The sequence below is a fragment of the Cupriavidus pinatubonensis genome, assembly GCF_019602855.1.
GTDB lineage: Bacteria > Pseudomonadota > Gammaproteobacteria > Burkholderiales > Burkholderiaceae > Cupriavidus > Cupriavidus pinatubonensis.
Genome location: NZ_CP080766.1, coordinates 739,590 through 761,759, shown reverse-complemented (window position 1 = coordinate 761,759; position 22,170 = coordinate 739,590). Strand labels below are relative to the sequence as shown.

At 66.4% G+C, this 22,170-nt stretch carries 19 protein-coding genes; 11 read left to right on the top strand and 8 right to left on the bottom strand.

What is annotated here, in order from left to right; translation table 11 throughout:
- Nucleotides 1-140 precede the first annotated feature (140 nt).
- Nucleotides 141-665, bottom strand: coding sequence for a MarR family winged helix-turn-helix transcriptional regulator (locus tag K2O51_RS03445; RefSeq protein WP_011299717.1), 525 nt, complete (start codon nt 663-665; stop codon nt 141-143).
- 347 nt (nt 666-1,012) lie between these two features.
- On the opposite strand from K2O51_RS03445, the gene K2O51_RS03440 reads away from it, so the two are divergent.
- The 7 genes from K2O51_RS03440 (at nt 1,013) to K2O51_RS03410 (ending at nt 8,501) form a co-directional block, all read left to right on the top strand.
- Nucleotides 1,013-1,999, top strand: a complete 987-nt coding sequence (locus K2O51_RS03440) for a Bug family tripartite tricarboxylate transporter substrate binding protein (RefSeq protein WP_011299718.1) — start codon at nt 1,013-1,015, stop codon at nt 1,997-1,999.
- A gap of 46 nt (nt 2,000-2,045) precedes the next feature.
- A complete protein-coding gene (locus K2O51_RS03435) occupies nt 2,046-4,343 on the top strand; it encodes a xanthine dehydrogenase family protein molybdopterin-binding subunit (RefSeq protein WP_220630483.1) in 2,298 nt (765 codons plus the stop codon).
- Complete coding sequence (locus K2O51_RS03430) at nt 4,336-5,202, top strand: FAD binding domain-containing protein (protein ID WP_140948759.1); 867 nt, start codon at nt 4,336-4,338, stop codon at nt 5,200-5,202. The genes K2O51_RS03435 and K2O51_RS03430 overlap by 8 nt, the downstream gene beginning before the upstream one ends.
- A 9-nt stretch (nt 5,203-5,211) precedes the next feature.
- Nucleotides 5,212-5,688 carry a (2Fe-2S)-binding protein gene (locus K2O51_RS03425; RefSeq protein WP_011299721.1) on the top strand — a complete coding sequence of 159 codons (477 nt, stop codon included), beginning with the start codon at nt 5,212-5,214 and terminating at the stop codon, nt 5,686-5,688.
- Nucleotides 5,678-6,442 carry an SRPBCC family protein gene (locus tag K2O51_RS03420; RefSeq protein ID WP_011299722.1) on the top strand — a complete coding sequence of 255 codons (765 nt, stop codon included), beginning with the start codon at nt 5,678-5,680 and terminating at the stop codon, nt 6,440-6,442. The genes K2O51_RS03425 and K2O51_RS03420 overlap by 11 nt, the downstream gene beginning before the upstream one ends.
- Before the next feature lie 190 nt (nt 6,443-6,632).
- Nucleotides 6,633-7,457: an IclR family transcriptional regulator gene (locus K2O51_RS03415; protein ID WP_011299723.1), complete on the top strand. Its 825-nt coding sequence runs from the start codon at nt 6,633-6,635 to the stop codon at nt 7,455-7,457.
- Nucleotides 7,458-7,469: 12 nt separating this feature from the next.
- Complete coding sequence (locus K2O51_RS03410) at nt 7,470-8,501, top strand: tripartite tricarboxylate transporter substrate binding protein (protein WP_011299724.1); 1,032 nt, start codon at nt 7,470-7,472, stop codon at nt 8,499-8,501.
- Nucleotides 8,502-8,514: 13 nt separating this feature from the next.
- Here the strand turns inward: K2O51_RS03410 and K2O51_RS03405 are convergent, their stop codons facing one another.
- From K2O51_RS03405 to K2O51_RS03395, 3 genes are all read right to left on the bottom strand, one after another.
- On the bottom strand, nt 8,515-9,351 hold the full coding sequence (locus K2O51_RS03405; protein WP_011299725.1) for an IclR family transcriptional regulator: 837 nt from the start codon (nt 9,349-9,351) through the stop codon (nt 8,515-8,517).
- 62 nt (nt 9,352-9,413) lie between these two features.
- Nucleotides 9,414-10,553 (bottom strand): FAD-dependent monooxygenase, encoded by a 1,140-nt coding sequence (locus tag K2O51_RS03400; RefSeq protein WP_041680115.1) that lies wholly within the window; start codon nt 10,551-10,553, stop codon nt 9,414-9,416.
- A 317-nt stretch (nt 10,554-10,870) separates the two neighbouring features.
- On the bottom strand, nt 10,871-11,491 hold the full coding sequence (locus tag K2O51_RS03395) for a response regulator transcription factor (protein ID WP_011299727.1): 621 nt from the start codon (nt 11,489-11,491) through the stop codon (nt 10,871-10,873).
- A 94-nt stretch (nt 11,492-11,585) separates the two neighbouring features.
- On the opposite strand from K2O51_RS03395, the gene K2O51_RS03390 reads away from it, so the two are divergent.
- Nucleotides 11,586-11,819 carry a hypothetical protein gene (locus K2O51_RS03390; RefSeq protein ID WP_140948761.1) on the top strand — a complete coding sequence of 78 codons (234 nt, stop codon included), beginning with the start codon at nt 11,586-11,588 and terminating at the stop codon, nt 11,817-11,819.
- A gap of 449 nt (nt 11,820-12,268) precedes the next feature.
- Here K2O51_RS03390 and K2O51_RS03385 read toward each other — a convergent pair whose 3' ends face one another.
- Complete coding sequence (locus K2O51_RS03385; protein WP_011299728.1) at nt 12,269-13,504, bottom strand: acyl-CoA dehydrogenase family protein; 1,236 nt, start codon at nt 13,502-13,504, stop codon at nt 12,269-12,271.
- A 43-nt stretch (nt 13,505-13,547) separates the two neighbouring features.
- On the bottom strand, nt 13,548-14,693 hold the full coding sequence (locus tag K2O51_RS03380) for an acyl-CoA dehydrogenase family protein (protein ID WP_220630654.1): 1,146 nt from the start codon (nt 14,691-14,693) through the stop codon (nt 13,548-13,550).
- 271 nt (nt 14,694-14,964) lie between these two features.
- Between K2O51_RS03380 and K2O51_RS03375 the strand changes: the two genes are divergently transcribed.
- Both K2O51_RS03375 and K2O51_RS03370 read left to right on the top strand, forming a co-directional pair.
- The gene (locus K2O51_RS03375; RefSeq protein WP_220630482.1) at nt 14,965-16,509 is read left to right on the top strand and encodes an AMP-binding protein; all 1,545 of its coding nucleotides are present in this window, start codon (nt 14,965-14,967) and stop codon (nt 16,507-16,509) included.
- Between the two features lie 152 nt (nt 16,510-16,661).
- Complete coding sequence (locus tag K2O51_RS03370) at nt 16,662-19,445, top strand: winged helix-turn-helix domain-containing protein (protein ID WP_140948764.1); 2,784 nt, start codon at nt 16,662-16,664, stop codon at nt 19,443-19,445.
- Between the two features lie 28 nt (nt 19,446-19,473).
- Here K2O51_RS03370 and K2O51_RS03365 read toward each other — a convergent pair whose 3' ends face one another.
- Nucleotides 19,474-20,145, bottom strand: coding sequence for a nitroreductase (locus tag K2O51_RS03365; RefSeq protein WP_140948765.1), 672 nt, complete (start codon nt 20,143-20,145; stop codon nt 19,474-19,476).
- Between the two features lie 12 nt (nt 20,146-20,157).
- The gene (locus tag K2O51_RS03360; RefSeq protein WP_011299733.1) at nt 20,158-21,033 is read right to left on the bottom strand and encodes a crotonase/enoyl-CoA hydratase family protein; all 876 of its coding nucleotides are present in this window, start codon (nt 21,031-21,033) and stop codon (nt 20,158-20,160) included.
- 164 nt (nt 21,034-21,197) lie between these two features.
- Here K2O51_RS03360 and K2O51_RS03355 point away from each other — a divergent pair, with 164 nt between their 5' ends.
- Complete coding sequence (locus tag K2O51_RS03355) at nt 21,198-22,169, top strand: NAD(P)H-dependent flavin oxidoreductase (protein WP_011299734.1); 972 nt, start codon at nt 21,198-21,200, stop codon at nt 22,167-22,169.
- Nucleotide 22,170 lies beyond the last annotated feature (1 nt).

Sequence of the window (22,170 nt, the reverse complement as noted above, 5' to 3'; positions counted from 1 at the left end):
CAACAAGCGCTGACGCACTGCCGAGCCTCTGCAAAGCCTCGCTCGCCCCGCTTGCAGACCGGATCGGCGAAGTCGGCGAGGGATCGAAGCCGCGGCAGCCTAACCACCGCCGGTCTGAAGGGCGTCCGCCAAGAACGCCCCTATCCCTGTCCCTTCAACAGCTTCCTCAACCCCAGATACACCGCCCGCCGCTCCTCGGGCGCCAACTGCCGAATCACCTCCGCCTGACCGCGTCGCGCGAGCGGCATTACCTCGTCATGCAGGGCAATCCCGGCATCCGTCACGCTGCAGATGAGTTTCTTGCGCGGCGTATTCCCCTCCGTTTCCAGATGCACCAGCCCGCGCTCTTCCAGTAGCCGCAGCGTGCGGCTGACCAGCGCCTTGTCGGAGGTGGACTGCACCACGAGCTCGGAGAACGGCAAGGTCCGCGCGTGCGCCAGCAGCGCCAGGATGCGCCACTCCGGCACGGTCAGGCCGAATTGCTCGGCATAGGGCTGCGTCACCGTGCTCCGCAGTCGCGTGATGAGCTGGCTGAGCATGGTGGTCAGGAAGTTGTCCACCGTCAGGCCGTTGCCGGCCTCGTCCAGGTCGGTCCAGGGGCTGTCGTCTGCGGGGGAGGGCGGCTGAGCCTGCTGGCCAGTTGCGGGCCCGGTGTTTCGGGTCATGAATTCCTTCCGATTGAGGCGGTTCGAGGACGCTTCGCGGCGCCGGAGCAGGCGCCCAGGCGGCGTGAAGGGCGCCAGATTGTCTCATAGGCGGACGCCGTGGCCGCGGGATACGGCGCCTTCGTCATATTAGTTTTGAAAAACATAACTCATCCATTGTCAATTAGGGGTTAACGTAAGTTGAGTCATCAACAAACGCGACCTAGCATATCTGTGTGTTCCTGATGTGAACATACGTTTTACTAATGAAACACTCGCAGAGGTGTTTTCCATCGAGCCAACCCTGTCTTCGCGTTGAGCACAACCGACCCGACTCCCGCCGCGAAGCGCCCCCACAGGAGCTGTTGATGAAACGAGACCGCCGACTTTTCCTTGCTGCCACTGCCATGGCAGCGCTGGCGCTTGCTGCGGGCAGCACGGCCGCTGCCGCTGCCTATCCGACCAAGACCGTGACCATGGTGGTCGCCTATCCGCCGGGCGGCGATACGGACGCCATGGCGCGCTTGTATGCCGACAAGCTGTCGGCCCGCCTCAAGCAGCCGGTGATCGTGGAGAACCGGCCCGGCGCGGCAGGCGTGGTCGGGACTTCCTTCGTGAGCCGTGCGCCGGCCGACGGCTACACGCTGCTCTATACGCCGAACCCGTTCACGCTCGCGCCGATGGTGCTCAAGCTCGCGCCGGCATCCAGCTATGACCCGCTGCATGGCTTCACACCCGTGATCCAGACCGCGGTGCAGGCGGTGCTGCTGGTGGCCAACCCGGCGGCCGGCGTCAAGACGGTGCCGGAGATGATCGCCGCGGCCAAGGCGGGCAAGAACTTCACCTACGGCAGCCCGGGTGCCGGTTCGCCGATGCACATCGCCGGCGAGATGCTGAACCGTGCCGCGGGCGTGAAGATCCAGCACGTGCCGTACAAGGGTGTGGCGCCGGCCGTCAATGACGTGGTGGCCGGCCATGTGAGCTTCGCGTACGTGACGCTGGGTCCGGTCGCGCAGTACATCAACACCGGCAAGCTGATTCCGCTGGCGATCACCGACGCCAAGCGCTCGGCGCTGCTGCCCAATGTGCCGACGCTGGCGGAGCTTGGCTACAAGGACGTGGTGGTCGGCGCCTGGCACGGCGTGATGGCGCCCAAGGGCACGCCCGCCGAGGTGGTGAAGGTCCTCAACGAGCAGCTCAATGAAGTGATCAGGCTGCCGGACGTCACCGAGAAGATGGCCACGTTCGGCGCGATTCCGGTCGGCGGTGCGCCCTCGGCGCTCGACAAGGTCAATGCTTCGGACTATGAGCGCCTGGGCAGGGTGATCCGCGACATGGGCATCTCGGCGGAATGACGCAAGGCGCAGCAGATCCATGCAACACAAGACGCAGGAGGCGGGCATGAGCGAGTCCATCGTGGGAGCGTCCACGCCGCAGGTGACCGCGCGGGAGAAGGTCATGGGACGCGCGCAGTATGCCGGCGATATCAAGCTACCCGGCATGCTGCATGCGAAGGTGCTGCGCAGCCCGCACCCGCATGCGCGCATCGTCAGCATCGATACCGCGGCGGCGAAGGCGCTGCCCGGTGTCAAGCTGGTGGTGACCGGGCGCGATACGCCCACGCGCCTGTGGGGGCCGCACCGCAAGGAGCAGCGCATCCTCGCTGTCGGCGTGGTGCGCCACGTCGGCGAGGAAGTGGCGGCCGTGGTCGCGGTCAGCGAGGAAATCGCGCGCGATGCGCTCGACCTGATCCGCGTCGCGTACGAGGAACTGCCTGCGCTGCTGAGCCCCGAGGCTGCCCTGGCCGACGGGGCGCCGGAAGTCCATGCCGGCACGCGCAATATCGGCCATGAGATGCATATCGAGCGCGGCGACGTGGAGGCCGGTTTTGCCGAGGCCGCCGCGGTGTACGAGGCCACGTACGACATGCATTCGCAGTACCCGGGCTATCTGGAGCCGATGGCCTCCGTCGCGACGCAGGACGGCAACGGGCGCCTGACGGTGTACGCGTCGACGCAGTCGGTGTTCCTCGCGCGCAGCCGCCTGGCAGAGGCGCTCGACCGTCCGGCCTCGACAATCCGCGTGGTGCAGGCGACTACGGGCGGCGGCTTCGGCGCGAAGATCGTCGAGGAGAACAACAGCCTGATCTGCGCGTTCCTGGCGACGAAGCTCGATCGCCCGGTGCGGATGGTCAACAACCGCCTCGAAGATTTCCAGGGCGCGCGCGCAAGCGTGCCGGCAAAGGTGTGGCTGCGCATCGGCCTGTCGGCCAACGGCATGATCGTGGCCAAGGATGTCCGTATCACGGCCGAGTGCGGCGCGTATGCGGGCCTGGCCGGCGACGTCATGCACGTCAGCGCCATGCGCAGCGACAACATGCATCGCGTGACCAACGTGCGATCGCATGCGGTGCTCGCGTACACCAACAACCCGCCGCGAGGTGCATTCCGCGGCTTCGGTGGGCAACAGATGCAGTTCCCGCTGAACTGCCATCTGACGGTGCTGGCAGGGATGATCGGCATGGACCCGATTGAGGTGCACAAGCGCAATGCGATCGGCCGCGGCGAGACCAGCGTGCATGGCTGGCAGATCGGCAGCACGGGCATGCAGGAATGCCTGGAGATGACGCGCAAGGCAATCGGCTGGGATGCGAAGCGAGAGGCCCCGCGTGGCACCGGCACGCGCCGGCGCGGCGTGGGCATCGCCGCCGCGATGCACGTCAGCGGCAACCGCACGCTCGGCAACTGGGATGGCTCGACCATCCTGCTCAAGCTCAATGAAGATGGCCGCGTGATGCTGCAGACCAGCGAATGCGACATGGGGCAGGGCGCCAACACGATGCTGAGTCAGATCTGCGCGCAGGAGATGGGCATTCCGCTGTCGCACGTGACCGTGATGGCGCCGGATACCGATACCTCGCCGTTCTGCCTGGGCTCGCTGGCGTCGCGCGTGACGATCATCTCGGGCAATGCCGTGCTGCGTGCTGCGCGCGAAGCGAAGCAGAAGGTGATGGCGCTGGCGGCCGAGAAGTTCGGCGTGGATGCGGACAGCCTGGTGTTTGCCGATGGCCGCATCAGCGTGCCGGGCCAGCCGGACAAGTCGGCCACGCTCGCTGAAATCGCACGGCTCCATATCTTCCGCCATGGCGGCGAGGGCATCCATGTGCGCGCCACCTATGACGCGCCCACCGTGATGCACGACGCCAACTACTACGGCAACATTGCGCCCGCCTATTCGTTCGCGGCGCAGGCGGTGGAAGTGGAGGTCGATACCTGCACGGGCCGCGTGACCGTGATCGACAGCTTTGTCGCCGATGACTGCGGCAAGGCCATCAACCCGCTCGCGGTGCACGGCCAGACGCACGGTGCCACGGTGCAGGCAATCGGCTGGACGCTCTACGAGCACCTGCGCTACGAAGACGGCCGGCTGCAGAACGGCAACTTCGCCGACTACACCATGGCCACGGCCGATGCGCTGCCGATGCTGCGCACCGATCTCGTCGAGTCGAACGATCCCAATGGCCCGTTCGGCGCCAAGGGCGCAAGCGAGACGGCAATCCTGCCCGGCGCGGCGGCGATTGCCAACGCGGTGTATCACGCGGTCGGTGTGCGCATCCATTCGCTGCCGATCACGCCCGAGAAGGTGCTGGCCGCATTGCGCGAGCGCGAAGAGATGGAGAAGGAGAGCGCCCATGCGTGATTTCGAATTCCTGGAGCCGGCTACGGTCGGCGAAGCCAGCCGCATGCTGGCCGACCTCGGGGACAACTGCCGCGCGTATGCGGGCGGCACGGCGCTGATGCTTGGTATGCGCCAGCGCATGGTGACACCGAGCCATGTGGTCTATCTCGGCGGGCTCGATGCGCTGCGCGGCATCACGTTCGATCCGAAGCAGGGACTGCGCATCGGTGCGCTGACCCTGCATGCGGAAGTCGCGCGTTCGCCGATCGTGCAGGCGCATTACCCGATGCTGGCGAGCATGGCTTCGCGCGTGGCGAATCCGCAGGTGCGTAATCAGGGGACGATCGGCGGCAACCTTTGCTATGCCGATCCGGCCACCGATCCGCCCGGCTGCCTGATGGCGCTCGGTGCGCAGATCGTGCTGAGCGGCCCGGGCGGCGAGCGTGTGCTGGCGATCGAGGATTTCCTCGTCGATTACTACGTCACCGCACTGACGCCGGGCGAGATCGTGACCGAGATCCGCTTGCCTGCGCCGGCGGCCGGCGCGGATGGACGCTACGCGCGCTTCCTGCGCACGGCCGCGGAACACCGGCCGCTCGCCAGCGTGGCGCTGTCGGTGCGGCGCGAGGGCGGCTTCTGCGTGGAGGCGCGTCTAGCGGTCGGTGCCTCCACGCCCATCCCGGCGCGCCTGCACCGCGCCGAGTCGCTGCTGTCCGGCAAGACCGTGACTGCGGAGCTGGCGGCCGAGGCTGCCGACATCGTCGCCGCCGACATCAACGCGGTATCGGACATGCGCGGCACGGAGGATTTCCGCCGCCATATCGTGCGCACGGGCGCACGCCGCACCATCGCCGATCTGTTCGGCGTGGCCGCGGACTGAGGAGTCGCCATGAACAAAGTCACCATCGATGTCACCGTCAACGGTGAAGAACATACCGTCGAGGTCCCCGCACGGCGCATGCTGTCCGACCTGCTGCGCGACGACCTGAACTTGACCGGCACCAAGCGCGGCTGCGAAACCGGCATCTGCGGCGCCTGCACGGTGCTGGTGGATGGCGAGGCCGTCAAGTCCTGCCTGATGCTGGCCGCGCAGGTGCGTGGCCGCCACGTGATGACCGTCGAAGGCCTGGCCGCAGACGGCGAGCTGCATCCGCTGCAGCAGTGCTTCATGGAGTGCGGCGGGCTGCAGTGTGGCTACTGCACGCCGGGCTTCCTGATGACGTCGTGCGCGCTGCTGGCCAACAACCCCAACCCAACGGAAGAGGAAGTCCGCCACGGCCTGAACGGCAACCTGTGCCGCTGCACGGGCTATGTCGGCATCGTCGAATCCATCCTGTCCGCCGCGGAGAAAATGCGTGGAAATTGAAAAGACCCTGGTCACCGCGGTGCCGCCGGCACGCGTGTGGGAACTGATGCTTGACCCGAACGTGATGGGCGCCTGCGTGCCCGGCATGGAATCGATCGAGGTCATCAGCGATGTCGAGTACATCGCGCATATGGCGGTGAAGATCGCGTTCATCAACGCACGCTTCCGCCTGCATACGAAAATCGTCGAGACGCGCGCGCCGCACTACCTGCGTACCGAAGGCACCGGCGAGGATGCCTCGGTGGCGAGTTCGCTGCGCCAGACGAGCGAGATGTTCCTGACGGAGCAGGAGGACGGTTCCACGCAGTTGCGTATCAAGGTGCAGGTCGATGTGCTGGGCCGGCTCGGTACCTTCGGCCTGAGCGTGATGAAGACCAAGGCTGACCGGATGTGGGACGAGTTCGGCGCCAACCTGCTCGCGCGGTTGTCGCCGCAGGCCGGGCAGGCCGTGGCGGCAGCGGTTCCGGCTGCGACGCCGGCCGCAACGGCACCTGCTGCCATGCCGGCGGCGGCGCCTGCATCGGTCGCCGCGCACAACGGACACGCGGCGAGCGCGCCGGTCTGGAACGGTAACGGCCACGGCGGTGGCAACGGCGGCTTCCTGTCGCGGCTGTTCGGGCGTGCGCCGGTGCAGCGCGGTCCGGTCTCGGACATCTGCGTGGAACTGCGCCGTCGCGACGAGACCATCGTCGTGCGCTGGCCGGCCCAGCATGGCGAGCAGTGCGCCGCCTGGCTGCGGGACTATCTGAAGTAAGGGTGGGGGAACGTGTGGCGACGGGCGGACAACCCGTCGCCATGCGGGGTTTGTCGACGTGACGGGTACCCGACGGGGCTCAGGCGTGATATATGGGACAGTTACGGATGCATGCGGCAGTGGAAAACCGCACCGCAAGGCACCCGAAGCACGTCCAGAACGCCAAAACACGCCATAGCAGAGACAGACCATGACCACCGAATCGCCGCCCGAAGACGCCCAGGACAAGTACATCGTGCCCGGGCTGGAGCGCGGCCTGCGGTTGCTGGGGGAATTCAGCAGCCGCGAGCGCACGCTGTCGGCCGCCGAGCTGGCGCGGCGCCTGAAGGTGCCGCGCTCGACGGTTTTCCGGCTGCTGGCCACGCTCGAGATGATGGGCTTTGTCGAACGCACTGATGGCGGCCGGGAATTCCGCCTCGGCATGGCGGTGCTGCGGCTCGGCTTTGACTACCTCGCCTCGCTGGAACTGACCGAGCTGGGTCGTCCGCTGCTGGACCGCTTGCGCGATGAAATCCACTACCCGTGCAATCTCGTCGTGCGCGACGGACGCTCGATCGTCTATGTCGCAAAATCCGTGGCGCCGCGCCCGTTTGCGAGCACGGTCAACGTCGGCACGCGGCTGCCGGCGCATGCGACGGTGCTCGGACGCGTGCTGCTCGAAGACCTGTCGCTCGACGAACTGCGCGCGCTGTATCCCGAATCGCACCTCGAAGTGTTCTCGGATAGCACGCCGCGCACGGTCGAGGAACTCTACGACATGGTCCAGCGTGACCGCGAACGCGGCTATGTGCTGCAGGAAGGTTTCTTCGAGGCCAGCATCTCGACCATCGCCGCGCCGGTGCGCGACCGTACTGGCAAGGTGGTGGCGGCGCTCGGGGCAACCATTCCCGCTTCGCGCATCGACCCGGATCAACTGGACAATATGGTGGAAATGGTCAGGGGTGCTGCCGCGGAACTGTCGCGGCTGCTCGACTACCGCCCGCCCGAACCGCCGCGGCCGTTTGGCCTCGGCTGAAGCACACAGACCATGCAGCAAAGCAACACCAGCCCCCGCAAAAAGATGTCCGTTACCTGTACCCGGCGCCGCTGGCTCACCACCGTGGCGACAACCCTGCTGGCAACGGCCGGCATGGCCATGCAGCATGCCGAAGCCGCCTGCGCCAATGTGCGCATCGTCGTGCCGTTCCCGGCGGGCGGCCCGGCTGACCAGCTGGCGCGCACACTCTCGCATGGGCTGCAGCAGCGGCACGCGGACGTTCCCTACATCGTCGACAACAAGCCCGGTGCGAACGGCAATATCGGCATCGACGCCGTGCGCCGTGCCGCGGGCGATGGCTGCACGCTGCTGGTTGTGCCTGCCGGCAACCTGACCATCAACCCGACGCTGTTCCCGGCGCTGTCCTATCAGGTGGAGCGCGATTTCCGGCCAGTGTCGCTGCTCGCGAGTTCGCCCAACGTGCTGGCCGTGCATCCGTCGGTCAAGGCGAACTCTGTGCAGGATCTGATTCGGCTTGCGCGGCAATCGGCACAGGCGGGTTCACCGATGGGTTATGCGAGCCCCGGTGTCGGCAGCGGCCTGCATCTGGCGGGCGAGTTGTTCCGGCACAAGGCCAACGTGACGCTGATGCACGTGCCGTACAAGGGCACCACGCAGGCGCTTAATGACGTGGTGGGCGGGCAGGTGCCGGTGCTGCTGGGTACGTGGCCGACGCTCGCGCCGTTTATCCAGTCGGGCAAGCTGCGCGCGCTGGCGGTGACGCAGTCGAAGCGTTCGCCGGCGGCGCCCGACGTACCGTCGCTGGCCGAGCAGGGCGTGACAGGTATCGATGTCAGTTCCTGGTATGCGCTGGTTGTGCCGCGTGCGACGCCAGCCGCGGCGGTGGACAGCCTTGCATCCGAGGTGCGCGCATTGCTGGGCACCACTGTCGTACGGGCCGAGCTTCAGCGCCAGGGCATGGAGCCTATCGCCAGCACGCCTGATGCGCTCGCCGCGCGCATCCGTGAAGAAACGGCCGCGTGGGCAAAGCTGATCCGCGAATACGACATCAAGGCCGAATAACGGCCGGACTGCGCTAGCGCTGCCGGCCACTGCTAGCGCGGTCACCGAGCAACGCGGACAGGTCGCGCGCGGCGGCCTTGACCTCGCGCTCGACGCGTTCGCGCAGCGTGTTGTCGGTTTCGAAGCGCTGCTGCGGGCCGGCCACGCTGATGGCGGCGATCACCTCGCCGGTGGCGTCGCGCACGGGCGCGGCGCAAGAATCGATACCGGCTTCAAACGCGGAAAAACTCCATGCGCAGCCGCGTTCGCGGTCGGCTGCGAGGATGTCGGCCAGCCGCGCATGCGTGGCGGGGCTCTGGCCGGTCACGGTTGGCAGCGGGTCATCACCAAGCAAGGCGCGCAATTCTTCAGGCGGTAGATCGGCAATCAGCATGCGCCCCGGCGTAGTCAGGTGCGCGGCGACGCGGCTGCCGACCTGGATATTGCTGACCAGCGATGTGTTCGGCATATCGCGCAGCAGGTACAGCGCATGGCCGCCATCACGCACGACGAGGTAGGCCGAGAGCTGCAGCGATCCGCTGAGCCGCGCAAGCACACGCCGCGCGAACGTGGTCAGATCATTGGCCGCCAGCACGCGAGACGCCAGCTTCAGGAACCCGAATCCAATCTCATGCCCGCCCTGCGGCAGGCGTTCCAGCATGCCTTCGTGTTCGAGCGTGGCGAGCAGCCGCATGACCGTAACGCGGTTGACGTCGATGCGCCGGCCGACTTCGCTGAGATTGGCGGTCGAGCCGCCTTCGGCAATGAAGCGCAGCAGCCGCAGGCCGCGGATGACGGGCGAGACCAGTTGCTGGTCTTTGGCGTCGTCGGTGTCGGCGTTGTTGTCGATGTCGGGGCTCTGCTTCGGCATGGTCAAGGAGAAAAAGGCAAACGGCCGCGAAGTGCGGCCGTACAGGTTGGGTTGCGTGGGGATCAACCCAGCGCAACGTTCCAGGCGTCGTAATCGTACACCCAGTCCGCATTGCCGCCTTCCTTGAGCCACGCGTTGCTGCGCGAGCCGATCTGGATGCGGCTCGTGCGCTCATGGCGTGCGCGCTGGTAACGGGCGAGCGCCGACGGCACCGCCGCATAGCCGTCCTGCGCAGCATCGGCCAGGCAGCGTGCGAGTACCACGCCATCCTCGATCGCCATGCCGGCACCTTGCGCCATGAAAGGCATCATCGGATGGCAGGCATCGCCCATCAGCGTGACATGGCCGTCCGACCACGTCGGCAGCGGATCGCGCACGTACAGCGCGGAGATCAGCACGTCGTCGCAGGCATCCAGCAGTGCGCGTGCCTCGGGATGGAACCCTGCATAAGCGCTGCGGAGGTCTTCCACGCGGCCCGGCGTGGTCCACGATTCGTTGCGCCAGCTTTCCTGCGCCACCGTCGCGAAGATGAAGATATCGCGCCCGCGATTGAGCGGGAACGTGACGATCTGCGAAGTCGGGTCCGTGCCCCACCACTTGGTGAAGGCATTGAGATTGGGCACGCCGGCCAGGCGCTCTGCGGGTACCACGGCGCGGTACGCCACGACGCCGGTAAAGATCGGACTTTCCTGGCCGAACAGCGCCGTACGGACCACCGAGTGGATGCCGTCCGCGCCGACCAGAACATCGACCTTGTCCTCGCCGCCGTCGGCAAAGCGCACGGTGGTGCCGTTGTCATTGCGCTCGATCGCCACGGCCTTGTGGCCGAGCTTGACGTTTGCAGCGGGCAGGGCGCCTTCGAGCGCGGTCATCAGGTCGGCTCGGTGCATAGTGAGCTGCGGCGCGCCGTAACGCTGTTCGGCTTCGTCCGACATGGGCAGGCGCGACGTTTCCTCGCCGGTATCCCACGTGCGGCTGATGCGATGAGTCGGGCGTGCCGCGGTTTCGCGCAACGCCTCGCCGACACCGAGGCCATCGAGCGCGCGCACGGCGTTAGGAGTCAGGTTGATGTCGGCGCCGACGCGCGCAAAGCGCGCGGCCTGTTCGTACACGGTCACATCCATGCCGAGCTTGCGCAGCGCGATTGCCGCCGCGAGGCCGCCGATACCAGCGCCGTTGATGCCGATCTTCAGGGAAGTCATGTTGTCTGCCTGCTTTCTGCCAGTGGGTGGGGCGCCATCCGCCGACCTCGTTTCGATGGCGGTTGGCATGTTGTTCAAAAATGAACGTATCGTTCATAAAAGTTTATGCGCGAAAAAAGCCAGGCGTCAAGCAGGTCGGGTTGATTTGAGGAAAGCAGGAGCCGTGAGGAGTAAGGGGCGCTTGACAGCGCGGCGCCTCACTCCTGAGCTGGCGTAGCCAATGCCGCCGTCATGGCGGCGGAGAGTGCTGTGTAGCGCGTTTGGATGCTGTGCTGCACGGCCATGCCGCGCAAATGCGCGGAAACCGAAGGGGCGTCTCAGACGCCAGGATCAGGCAGGTCGTACAGCAGCCGCACGAGTTCGGCCACGGACGTGATGCAGAGCTTTTCGGTCACGCGGGCGCGATGGTTCTCCACCGTGCGCACGCTGATGTTCAGCGCTTCGGAGATCTGGCGGCTGGACTTGCCGCTGGCGACGTGTTCGGCAATCTCGCGCTCTTTCGGCGTGAGCGTGGCCAGCCGCTTGCGGCGCTCGCTCATGGCCAGCCGCCGGGCATGCAGGCCGCGGCTGTGTTCCAGTGCGGCCCGGACGGTCTGCACCAGGCGTTCGCCGTCCACGGGTTTTTCCAGGAAGTCGAACGCGCCGACACGCATGGCTTCCACCACCGACGAGACTTCCGCGTGACCGGACACGAAGATGATGGGCAGGCAATCGCCGGTGGAAAGCAGTTCGTTCTGCACGCCAAGTCCGCAGAGTTCCGGCATGCGCAGATCGCAGACCAGGCATTCGCACGGACTGGGCGCGTAGCTGTCGAGAAACGCCCGCGGCGATGTGAACGGTCTCAGGACCACGCCGTGGTGCTGAAGCAGTTCCCGATAGAGCCACAAGACGATCTCGTCGTCATCGAGAACGTAGACGATGGATGGGTTACCCGACACGGGTACTTACTCCTTGTGCTGATGCCATACCGCTGGTCGGGTCCGGACTGCCAGGCCCTGCACGGGGCGGGCACAAGGCAGCAGGCAGGTTCAAATGGCGACGCTGTCCTGCCGATATCCGGGAAAGCCGGAAATTTTGCTGTACTTCCCGCGCTTGGGCAATCACTGGACAAGCCCGCCAGTGCTGCCGGAAGCCCGCCGTTACAAAAAAATCGCCCGTTCAGTGGCGCCTTGCCCGACAGGGCTGGCACGAATGCAGAAAGAGGCGAGGAGTGTTCGTGCGATGCCGCGGAAAATCGAAATCGTTCGCAAGAGACAGCGGCCGTGATGATCCGCAATCCGGGCGCGGCGGCGCAAGGCCGGGCGTGCAGAACACCTCAAATGAGTTAGGTCCGCACAAACCTATGCGGCCGTGCCGGCGCGCAACGTTTGAGTAGTTTTACTCTGTCCGTAAAGTGCCGTCTCAAGCAGAATGCGCCCAGCAGTTCGACCGGCCGGGCAGACGGGGCAAGCAAGCCCGCGCATTGAAGAAGGCCGGAAGTGCTGAAGTCGCGGTGCAAGGCTGCGGCGGACGGGCAGCGTCCGGAGCACGGAGGGAGTATTGCGATGATGGCGGGGTGTCCGCGCAATGCGTAGTTGATCAGGCCCGTAGCATGAGCAGAAGCCCGCTTTCAGCGGGCTTCTGTCTGCCTTTTCCTTTAGTCTCTTTCCCGCATTCTTTCCCCAAGTTACCGGTCATGGCGTCAGGCATGTGCCATCGACCGGTGTCGCGCCGCGTTACAGACCGAGCATCAGCTTGGCGATGATATTGCGCTGGATCTCGTTGGACCCACCGTAGATCGATGCCTTGCGGTAGTTGAAATAGCGTGGCGCCAGCACGGCGGCGTAATCTGGCCCGACGCGAGGCGGTGCTTCCCGGCCCTGGACTTCGGCCCAGGTGTCCTGGACGAACGGTAGCGCGGCGGGTCCGGCGGCTTCGACGGCCAGCTCGCTGATGGCCTGCATGGCCTCCGTTCCCAGCAGCTTGAGCATGCTTGACGCCGCGCCGATCGATTTGCCGGATTCCACGCCGCTGAACAGCTTCAGCTCCACGGCCTGCAGCCCCGCTGCGCGCAGGTGGAGCTGGGCCAGTTTGCGGCGGAAGCCCGCATCTTCAAGCAGCGTCTTGCCGTCGTCGCCGGGCTGGTCGGCGGCGATGGCCGCCACCTTCGCGAGCTGCTTGCGCAACGTCGGGCCGTAGGTGCCGCCGCGCTCGAATTCGAGCAGGTACTTGGCATACGTCCAGCCCATGCCTTCCTCGCCAATGCGGTTCTCTACCGGCACACGCACATTGTCGAAGAACACCTGGTTGACTTCCTGCTGGCCGGGAACCGGGCCATCAAGCGTAGGCAGCGGCGCAACCGTGATGCCGGGCGTGCGCATGTCCACCAGCACGAACGAGATGCCTTCCTGGCGGCGCGCGTCGCGGCTGGTGCGCACCAGGCAGAACATCCAGTCGGCCCATTGCGCATGCGTGGTCCAGATTTTGGAGCCGTTGAGCAGGTAGTGCGCGCCGTCGCCATCAGTGGCAAGGTCGGCACGCAGCTGCAGCGACGCCAGGTCGGAACCTGAGTTGGGCTCCGAATAGCCCTGGCACCACCAGACATCGGATTTCAGGATTGGCGGCAGGAAACGCGCCTTCTGCGCGTCGGTGCCGTACTTCATGATCACGGGCGCGACCATCTTCAGGCCCATCGGCGACACCGGCGGGCAGCCGGCCGCGGCGAGCTCGGACTGGAAGATATGGCGCTGCGTGGGCGACCACCCCGGGCCGCCATAGGCTTCGGGCCAGTTCGGCGCGGCCCAGCCGCGCGCGTACAGCGCCTTCTGCCAACGTACCTGTCCGGCCTTGTCCAGGTAGCCATTCTTGGATTGCGCCATCATGGCGCGCAGTTCGGCGTCGTACGCTTCGTCAATCCAGGCGCGCACTTCGTCGCGGAACTGCAGGTCTTGCTCGGAGAATTCGAGATGCATCGCGGGCCTCTCTGAAGGGTGCGGGGTGTCGTGCGGTGCAGCGTCAGGCTGCGGCCGGGTAGAGCAGGTCGGCGTAGCGGCCCAGGTGGTGTTCGGCCGAGCCGAACTGCAGGTCGATGGCCGTGACGCGCTTGAAGTAGTGCCCCACGGCGAGTTCATCGGTCACGCCCATGCCGCCGTGGATCTGCACCGCGGCCTGGCCGATGAAGCGGCCAGCCTGCCCGGCCTGCGCCTTGGCCGCGCATGCAGCCAGGGCTCGCTCGCGCTCTGGCGCCGGGGCCTGCATCGCAGCGACCTGCGTCAGCGCCAGGGACTGCTCGAGCTGCATCGCCATATCCGCCATGCGGTGCTGCAGCACCTGGAAGCTGCCAATGGCCACGCCGAACTGCTTGCGCTGGCGCGCATAGTCGATCGTGTCCGCAAGCATGCGCGCCATCGCACCGTTGGCTTCCGCGCTCAGGGCCACGAGCGCGGCATCGCTGAGCTGCTCGATCAGCGGCAGTGCTTGTCCTTCGGTGCCGATCACATGGCTGGCCGGGACCCTGGCCTGGTCGAACAGCACTTCGGCGGCGCGGTTGCCGTCGATGGTCGAGTAATCGCGCAGGGTCACGCCCGGCGTGTCGCGCGGCACCCAGAACAGCGTGATGCCGTCGGTGTCGCGCCGCTTGCCGCTGGTGCGGGCACTGACGACGAAATGCGTGGCGAAGGGCGCGCCCGCAACCACGGATTTGTGGCCGCTAAGGACATAGCCGCGGCTGTCATGCGTGGCGCTGGACTGCACGTCGTGCCGGCAATAGCGGCTGGCCGGTTCGGCATGCGCCCAGCCGAAAGTCGCTTCCCCGCCGATGATCGCGGGCACCCATTGCTCCGCCAGCACCTTGTTGCCGTGCACCAGCGCACCGCCGCCTAGTACGACGGTCGACAGGTACGGTTCGAGCACAAGATGGCGGCCGAACTGCTCCATTACGATCATGTGTTCGGGCGCTCCGCCGCCAAGGCCGCCCAGCGCCTCCGGAAATCCCGCGCCAAGGATGCCGAGTTCGCGCGCAAAGGCGCGCCAGCAGCCGGGACGCCATCCTGCTTCGGAACGCTCTGCGGCGCGGCGCGCTTCAAAGTCATAGTGGTCGGCCAGGTACCGCGCGAGCGTGTCGCGCAGCATCGATTGTTCTTCGCTGAACTGGAAATCCACCTCGGCTCCTTTCTGCACGGGAATGCACGGAATGGGAAGGGCGCGTTGGCCCGAGACGTGCTGCGCCGGCCATCTTCGGGGCAAGCCTGACGCCGGCGCATCGTCGAATCCGACGAGCATCGGCGCGCGGAGTTTGCCGCACTGCGGCATAACCGGAAAAGACGCCTTCGTCGTTTCCGACGATGTCCTAGTCTCGCGGTGGTTACCAGAATGCTCGCAGCCCGACCGCCGGCACGCGGCGGCATCCATTCGAATAACAGGAGACCACGCCATGCACCCGTACGTCCACGCGCAGCGCACCCCAGACAAGCCGGCCGTCATCATGGGCGACGGCACTGTGGTGACCTACCGCGAACTGGATGAGCATTCCAACCAGGTGGCTCGTCTCTATCGCGACCACGGCTTGCAGCCCGGCGATCGCGTGGCGTTCCTGATCGAAAACCACCCGCGGCTGTTCGAACTGTGCTGGGGCGCGCAACGCAGCGGCATTACGTTCATCTGCCTGAGCACGCGCCTGAACGTGGCCGACGCCGCCTATATCGTTCGGGACAGCGGCGCGCAGATGCTCATCACGTCGCGCGCGCAAGCGGAGATTGCTGCCGCCCTGACGGAGCAGGTGCCCGGTCTGAAGGGCTATCTGATGCTCAACGGCACCTTGCCCGGCTACACGCCTTACGAGACCACGCTAGCGCAATATCCGACCTGGCGCATCGACGATGAAACCACGGGCGGCGATATGCTGTATTCGTCGGGCACGACCGGACGCCCCAAGGGCGTCTATGCGCCGCCCGCCAGCCCGCAGATCGACACGCCTACCTCGCTGACCGCGCTGTGCCAGAAGCTGTATGGCTTCGGGCCGGACATGCGCTACCTGTCGCCAGCGCCGCTGTATCACGCCGCGCCGCTGCGCTACAACATGTCGGTGCAGGGACTGGGCGGCACGTCGATCGTGATGGATCATTTCGACGCGGAGCAGTTCCTGCGGCTCGTGCAGGAACACCGTATCACGCACACGCAGGTGGTGCCGACGATGTTCTCGCGCATGCTCAAGCTGCCGGCAGAAACCCGCGGCAGTTATGACGTGTCGTCGCTGCAGGTGGCGATCCATGCGGCGGCGCCGTGCCCGGTTCAGGTCAAGGAGCAGATGATCGAATGGTGGGGGCCGGTGGTGTGGGAGTACTACGCCGGCACTGAAGGCAATGGCGTGACGGTGGTCAGTTCGCGGGAGTGGGTGGAGCGCAAGGGCACGGTCGGACGTGCCATGATCGGCAAGCTGCGCATCTGTGACGCGGATGGCAAGCTGATGCCCAATAAGCAGCCAGGCACTATCTACTTTGCCGAGGGACGCCAGTTCGTCTACCACAATGACCCGGCCAAGACCGCGGAGTCGCGCCACCCCGAACATGCCGAGTGGAGCACCATCGGCGACATCGGCTACGTCGACGATGACGGCTATCTCTACCTCACCGATCGCAAGGCCAACATGATCATCTCCGGCGGCGTGAACATCTACCCGCAGGAAGCCGAAAACCTGCTCATGACGCATCCGAAGGTCATGGATGTGGCCGTGATCGGCGTGCCGAACGAGGATTTCGGCGAAGAAGTCAAGGCCGTGGTGCAGCCGGCCAGCATGGCGGACGCAGGACCGGCGCTGGCCGCGGAGCTGATTGCGTTCTGCCGGGAGAACCTGTCCGGCATCAAGTGTCCGCGCACTGTGGACTTCGAAGCCGAGCTGCCGCGCCTGCCAACCGGCAAGCTGCTCAAGCGCGTGCTGCGCGACCGCTACTGGGCAGGCCACGCAAACAAGCTGGTCTGAAAGCCCGACGCCACTGCCGCGGGCGGCTTGCCGACGCGAACGTCGGTTTACGCCATAATTCCCTGTTCATTCACAGGCACGGCCGCGCCGTCATGCCGGCCCGCATCGCGGCGCGGGGCAAGGCGGACCGGATGCGGAGCACAATTTTGCCAATGGCGAGCAATGAGGAGACTGTCCGGCGCCCTGTGCCGGGCTCGGGTACAGGCGCCCTGGCGGCGAAACTTCGGCCGCCCCTGCTGACCCCCTACCAGGTGGAGCGGTCAGCCATCTGCGACACCATCTGCGCGGCCGGTTTCGTGCGGCTCGTACTGGTGCGCGCACCAGCTGGCTTCGGCAAGACGACGACCATGCTGCAATGCCGGGCCCGGCTCGAAGCGGCTGGCGTACCCACGGTCTGGCTGACGCTGGACCGCGCCGACAATGACGCCACGCGTTTCCTCGGTTCGCTCGAAGTGGCGCTCTCCCCGGTATTGGAGGGGGCTCCCAAGCGTCCTTCCGACCATGCGGGTGCCGATGCCGGCGAGCAGGCGCTTGCACTGATGGACCGCGTGGCGCGGCACCATGGCGCCTTCACGCTGTTCCTGGACGACTTCGAGGCGCTGCAGAATCCGGCTGTCGTCGGGCTGGTCTGGCAACTCGTCGAAAGCCTGCCGCCTGGCGCACGCGCGGTGGTCGGTACGCGCTGGGTGCCGGAAACTGGCCTCGGGCGACTGCGCGCACGCGGCGAACTGCTCGAAATCGAACCGGCCCAGCTGCGCTTCAGCGCCAGCGAAACCGAATCGTTCCTGCGCCACGCACGCGGCCTGAAGCTCGAGCAGGCTGCCATCAGCGCGCTGCACCGGCGCACAGAAGGGTGGCCCACTGCGCTTTGGCTGGCTTCGGTTTCTATGGAGCGGCGTGCCCAGCCGGAGACGTTCATCGCCGGATTCTCGGGCTCCAACGCGGCCATCGCCGACTACCTCGTCGAAGACGTCTTTCATCACCTGCCCGAACCGGTACGCGATTTTCTGCTGCGCACGTCGATCCTCGACCAACTGTGCGGGCCGCTGTGCGACGCGCTGTACCAGGGGGGGCCCCAGCCGCCTGCTGTCGCCGATGCCGACGCGCCGGCCGGCAACAGTGCCGATATCCTGGCGTGGCTGGAGCGCGCCAACCTGTTCCTGCTGCCGCTCGAGAGCGAGCGTTACGGCGAGCGCGGCACCGGCGAGCAATCCCAGCAGTGGTATCGCTATCACAGCCTGTTTTCGAGCTTCCTGCGCGGACAACTGACGCAGACCATGCCGCAGGCGGTGGCGGAGCTCCACATGGCGGCCTCGCGCTGGTACGAAGGCCAGGGCCGTCCGGTGCCGGCCATCGAGCATGCGATTGCGGCGGGTGCCCTGGATCACGCACTGCAACTGCTCGACGGTTCCGCGGGCGGTCTGCTTGCGCAGGGCCGCATGCGGCTGCTCACGCGCTGGCTCGAGATGGTGCCGCCCGCTGAACTGGCGCGCTGGCCGAAGCTGCAGATTGCGCGTGCGTGGGCGGTGTCGTTCACGCGCGGCCCTGCCGAGGCCATCGCGCTGCTGCAGGCCTCGTCCACCGAGGACGCGACGGGCGAACTGCTCGCCCATGTGCGCGCGCTGCGGCACATGCTGCTCAACATGATGGACCGCTTCGACGAAGCGCGCGCGTTTGCCCGCAATGAGCTGCCGCCATTGCCGATGGGTTATGCGTTTCCCGACGCGATCCTCGCCACCTCGATGGCCCGGCTCGCCGCGGTCAGCGGCGACTATGTCGAGGCGCGACGGCTGCTCGCCGTGGCGCGCCAGGCTGTGCGAGGCTCGGACAGCAACTTCAACAAGATTTTCTCCGAGTCGGTCGAAGGACTGATCGACCTGCGCCAGGGACGCCTGCAGCAGGCGCTGGGGCGCTTCCGCATTGCCGCCCGCACCATGCTGCCGAACCGCTTCGGTCCGACCAACGGCAATGCCATGGCCTGCATTCTGCTGGCCGAAGGGCTGTACGAAACCGGCGATTCGGACCGCTCGGGCCGGCTGCTCAATGTGTACCTGCCGCTATCGCGCGACTTGGGCCTGGCGGACCAGATCATCACCGGCCATCTCGTGCTCGCGCGCATCGCGTTCGAGCGCGGCGAAGTCGATCAGGCCCACGAATGGCTGGCCGCGCTCGAGCATCTCGGCCATCACCGCGGCCTGACCCGGCTCGTCATGTCCGCCATGCTCGAGCGCGCGCGCCTGGCCTTGCGCCAGGGCAACCGGCATGCCGCCGAGGAAGCCTTGCAGCGTGCGGGCGATCCCGCGCTGTGGCGCACGCGGCCTGGCGTAAGTTCCTTTGCGAGCGATGTCGAAGACATCACCGTCGGACGTTTGCGGCTGGCCTTGCATGTCGAGCCGACCGCGCAAGTGCGCGAGGCGATCGAGCGCGAACTGGCGGCAGCTGTGTCCAACCAGCTCATGCGGCGCGCGCTCAAGCTGCGCATCCTGCTGGCGCAGGCGTATCAGCGCACGGGTGACGGCGCGCAGGCGCTCGTGGTCATGGCGGAGGCATTGCGCTTCGGTGCGGCCGAAGGGTTTGTCCGCATCTTTGCCGATGAGGGCGACGAGGTGCGCCGCCTGGTGGCGCAAGCCTGCGCAAGGCAGGGGGGTAACCTGCCGTCGGCGTACGTGGAGCGGCTGCTTGGCGCCTGCGGTCAGGGGCCGGATGTGGCGCCGTCAGGCCAGGCTGCCCCGGCGCCTCTCGTGGAACCACTGACGCCGAAAGAACAGAAGGTGCTGCAATTGCTGGCCGAAGGTTTTTCCAACGTGGCCATGGCACAGCGACTGTTTGTGTCGGAAACCACCGTGCGCACGCACCTGCGCAATATCAGCGCCAAACTGCATGCGAGCAACCGCACGCAGGCAGTGGCCATCGCGCGGCAGCTCGGCTTGTTGTGAATGGCGCGCCAGGGCGGCGCGCCATGGTTCAGATGCCCATGAACTCGGTGAACGCCTCCAGCGGCGCGCGCGGCGCGCGAAGCTGGTTGGCAGGGGCTTCCGGGTCCTCGTAGCCGATCGCCATGCCGGTAAAGAGCATCCGCTCCGGCGGTAACGACAGGAAGCCGCCAATCGTCTGCGGATAGATCGCCCAGCATTCCTGCGCGCAACTGTCGAGGCCTTCTTCGCGCAGCAACAGCATCACGGTCTGCAGGTACATGCCCAGGTCCGACCATTGGGGCGGGCCCATGCGGCGGTCGACGCTGCAGAACAGTGCCAGCGGCGCGCCGAAGAACGCGAAGTTGTTGGCGAACTGGGCGAGGCGGCGCTGCTTGTCTTCACGCGGGATGCCCAGACTGCGGTACAGCGCCTCGCCGACTTCGAAACGCCGGTCGCGGTAAGGCGATACGAGTTCGCGCGGATATATGTCGTATTCGCGCTCTTCGCCGCCTGGCGCTTCCGTGACGCGCTGGCGCATGATGTCCATGAGCCGATCCATCGCTTCGCCGCCGACCACATGGATATGCCATGGCTGGAGGTTGCCGCCAGAAGGCGCGCGTGCAGCGGCGGCGAGCACTCGGCGGATGGTGTCGGGATCGATGGGATTAGGCAAAAAGCCGCGCACGGATTTGCGGCTGTCCACCGCTTGACTGACCTTCATGTCGGCTCCTGCTCAGGCGAATGGGGGCTCGCCGCCCCAGTCGAAGAAGTCCGGCATGTCTTGCGACACACGTTCGGGGAAGGCGGCGGGACGCTTTTCCAGAAATGCGCTGACGCCTTCCTTGACGTCGGCCGAGCGGCCGCGCGACTGGATCGCGCGGCTGTCGAGCTTGTGTGCTTCCATCGGGTGGCTGGCACCGGCCATGCGCCAGATCAACTGGCGCGAGATGGCGACGGACACCGGCGCGGCGTTGTCGGCAATCTCCCGTGCGATCGCGCGTGCGGCGGGCAGCAGGTCTTCCGGCGCATGGAGCGAGCGCACGAGGCCGCGCTCGAGCGCTTCCTGCGCCGAGAACACGCGACCCGTATAGCACCATTCGAGCGCAGTCGAGATTCCCACGACGCGCGACAGGAACCACGACGACGCTGCCTCCGGCGTGATGCCGCGGCGCGCGAACACGAAGCCGAACTTCGCGTCGGTGGACGCCAGCCGGATATCCATGGGCAGTTGCATGGTGACGCCCACACCGACCGCGGCGCCATTCACGGCGGCGATCACCGGCTTCAGGCTGCGGAAGATGCGCAGCGACACGCGGCCGCCGCCGTCGCGGTGGGCCGTCTCGGGCTTCGCGCCATAGCGCTTCTCGAAATCGAAGGTGGCGCCGCCGGCCGATAGGTCCGCGCCGGCGCAGAAGGCTCGGCCGGAGCCCGTGACGATGACCGCGCGCACGTTGTCATCGGCATCGGTAGCATCAAAGGCGGCGATCAGGTCCTGCATCATCTGGCCCGTGAACGCGTTGAGCTGGTCGGGCCGGTGCAGTGTGATGGTGGCTACGCCGTCTTCCACGGCATAGCACAGGGTCTCGAAAGTGGGATTCGATGGGGTCATGGTCGTCGGGCGGCGGGATGATTCGGTCCACACTAGTGCAGAATGCGTCTCCCGCAATCGTCGCTTCCGACGAAGCTGGCGCGCACGGCGGCATCTTAGACTCCCACTGCGTGGCGCGGCCTGCCCCAAGGCGGCAAGGCGCGCGGCTGAAAACAAGGACGACCATGAAGACACGTATCACCGAAATGCTGGGTATCCGTTACCCGATCATCCAGGGCGGCATGCAATGGGTTGGTTATGCCGAGATGGCAGCCGCTGTCTCCAATGCGGGCGGCCTGGGTATCCTGACCGCGCTGACGCAGCCGACGCCGGAGGCGCTGGCCGAAGAAATCCGCCGCTGCCGCGAGATGACGGACCGTCCGTTCGGCGTCAACCTCACGCTGCTGCCGTCGATCAACCCGCCGCCGTACGCGCGCTACCTCGATGTCATCATCGAAAGCGGCGTGAAGGTGCTGGAAACCGCCGGCAACAACCCCAAGGAACACATTGCGCGCGCCAAGGCCGCCGGCATGAAGGTGATCCACAAATGCGTGGCGATCCGTCATGCGCTGTCGGCCGAGCGGCTGGGGGTGGACGCCGTGTCGATCGATGGCTTCGAGTGCGCGGGCCACCCGGGCGAGGACGACGTTCCGGGCATGGTGCTGATTCCGCTGGCGGCGCGCAAGCTCAGTATTCCTGTCATCGCTTCGGGCGGTATCGCCGATGGCCGAGGCATGGCGGCGGCCCTGGTGCTGGGCGCCGAGGGCGTGAACATGGGCACGCGTTTCTGCGCGACGCAGGAAGCGCCGATCCACGACAACATCAAGCAGGCGCTGGTAGCCGCCAGCGAGCGCGATACCAACCTGATCTTCCGCACCATGCACAACACCGCGCGCGTGCTGAAGAACGCCATATCGGACGAGGTGGTCAGCATCGAACGCCGCCCGGGCGGTGCACAGTTCGAGGAAGTGCGCCACCTGGTCACGGGGCAGCGCGGCAAGGCGGCCTTGGTGGCTGGTGAGCCCGATGGCGGCATCGTCAGCGCGGGCCAGTGCGTGGGCCTGATCGACGATGTGCCGAGCTGCGAGGAGTTGGTCGCGCGCATGGTGGCGGAGTGTCGCGAACAGCTTGGCACGGCCTCGCGCTATTTCGGCTGAA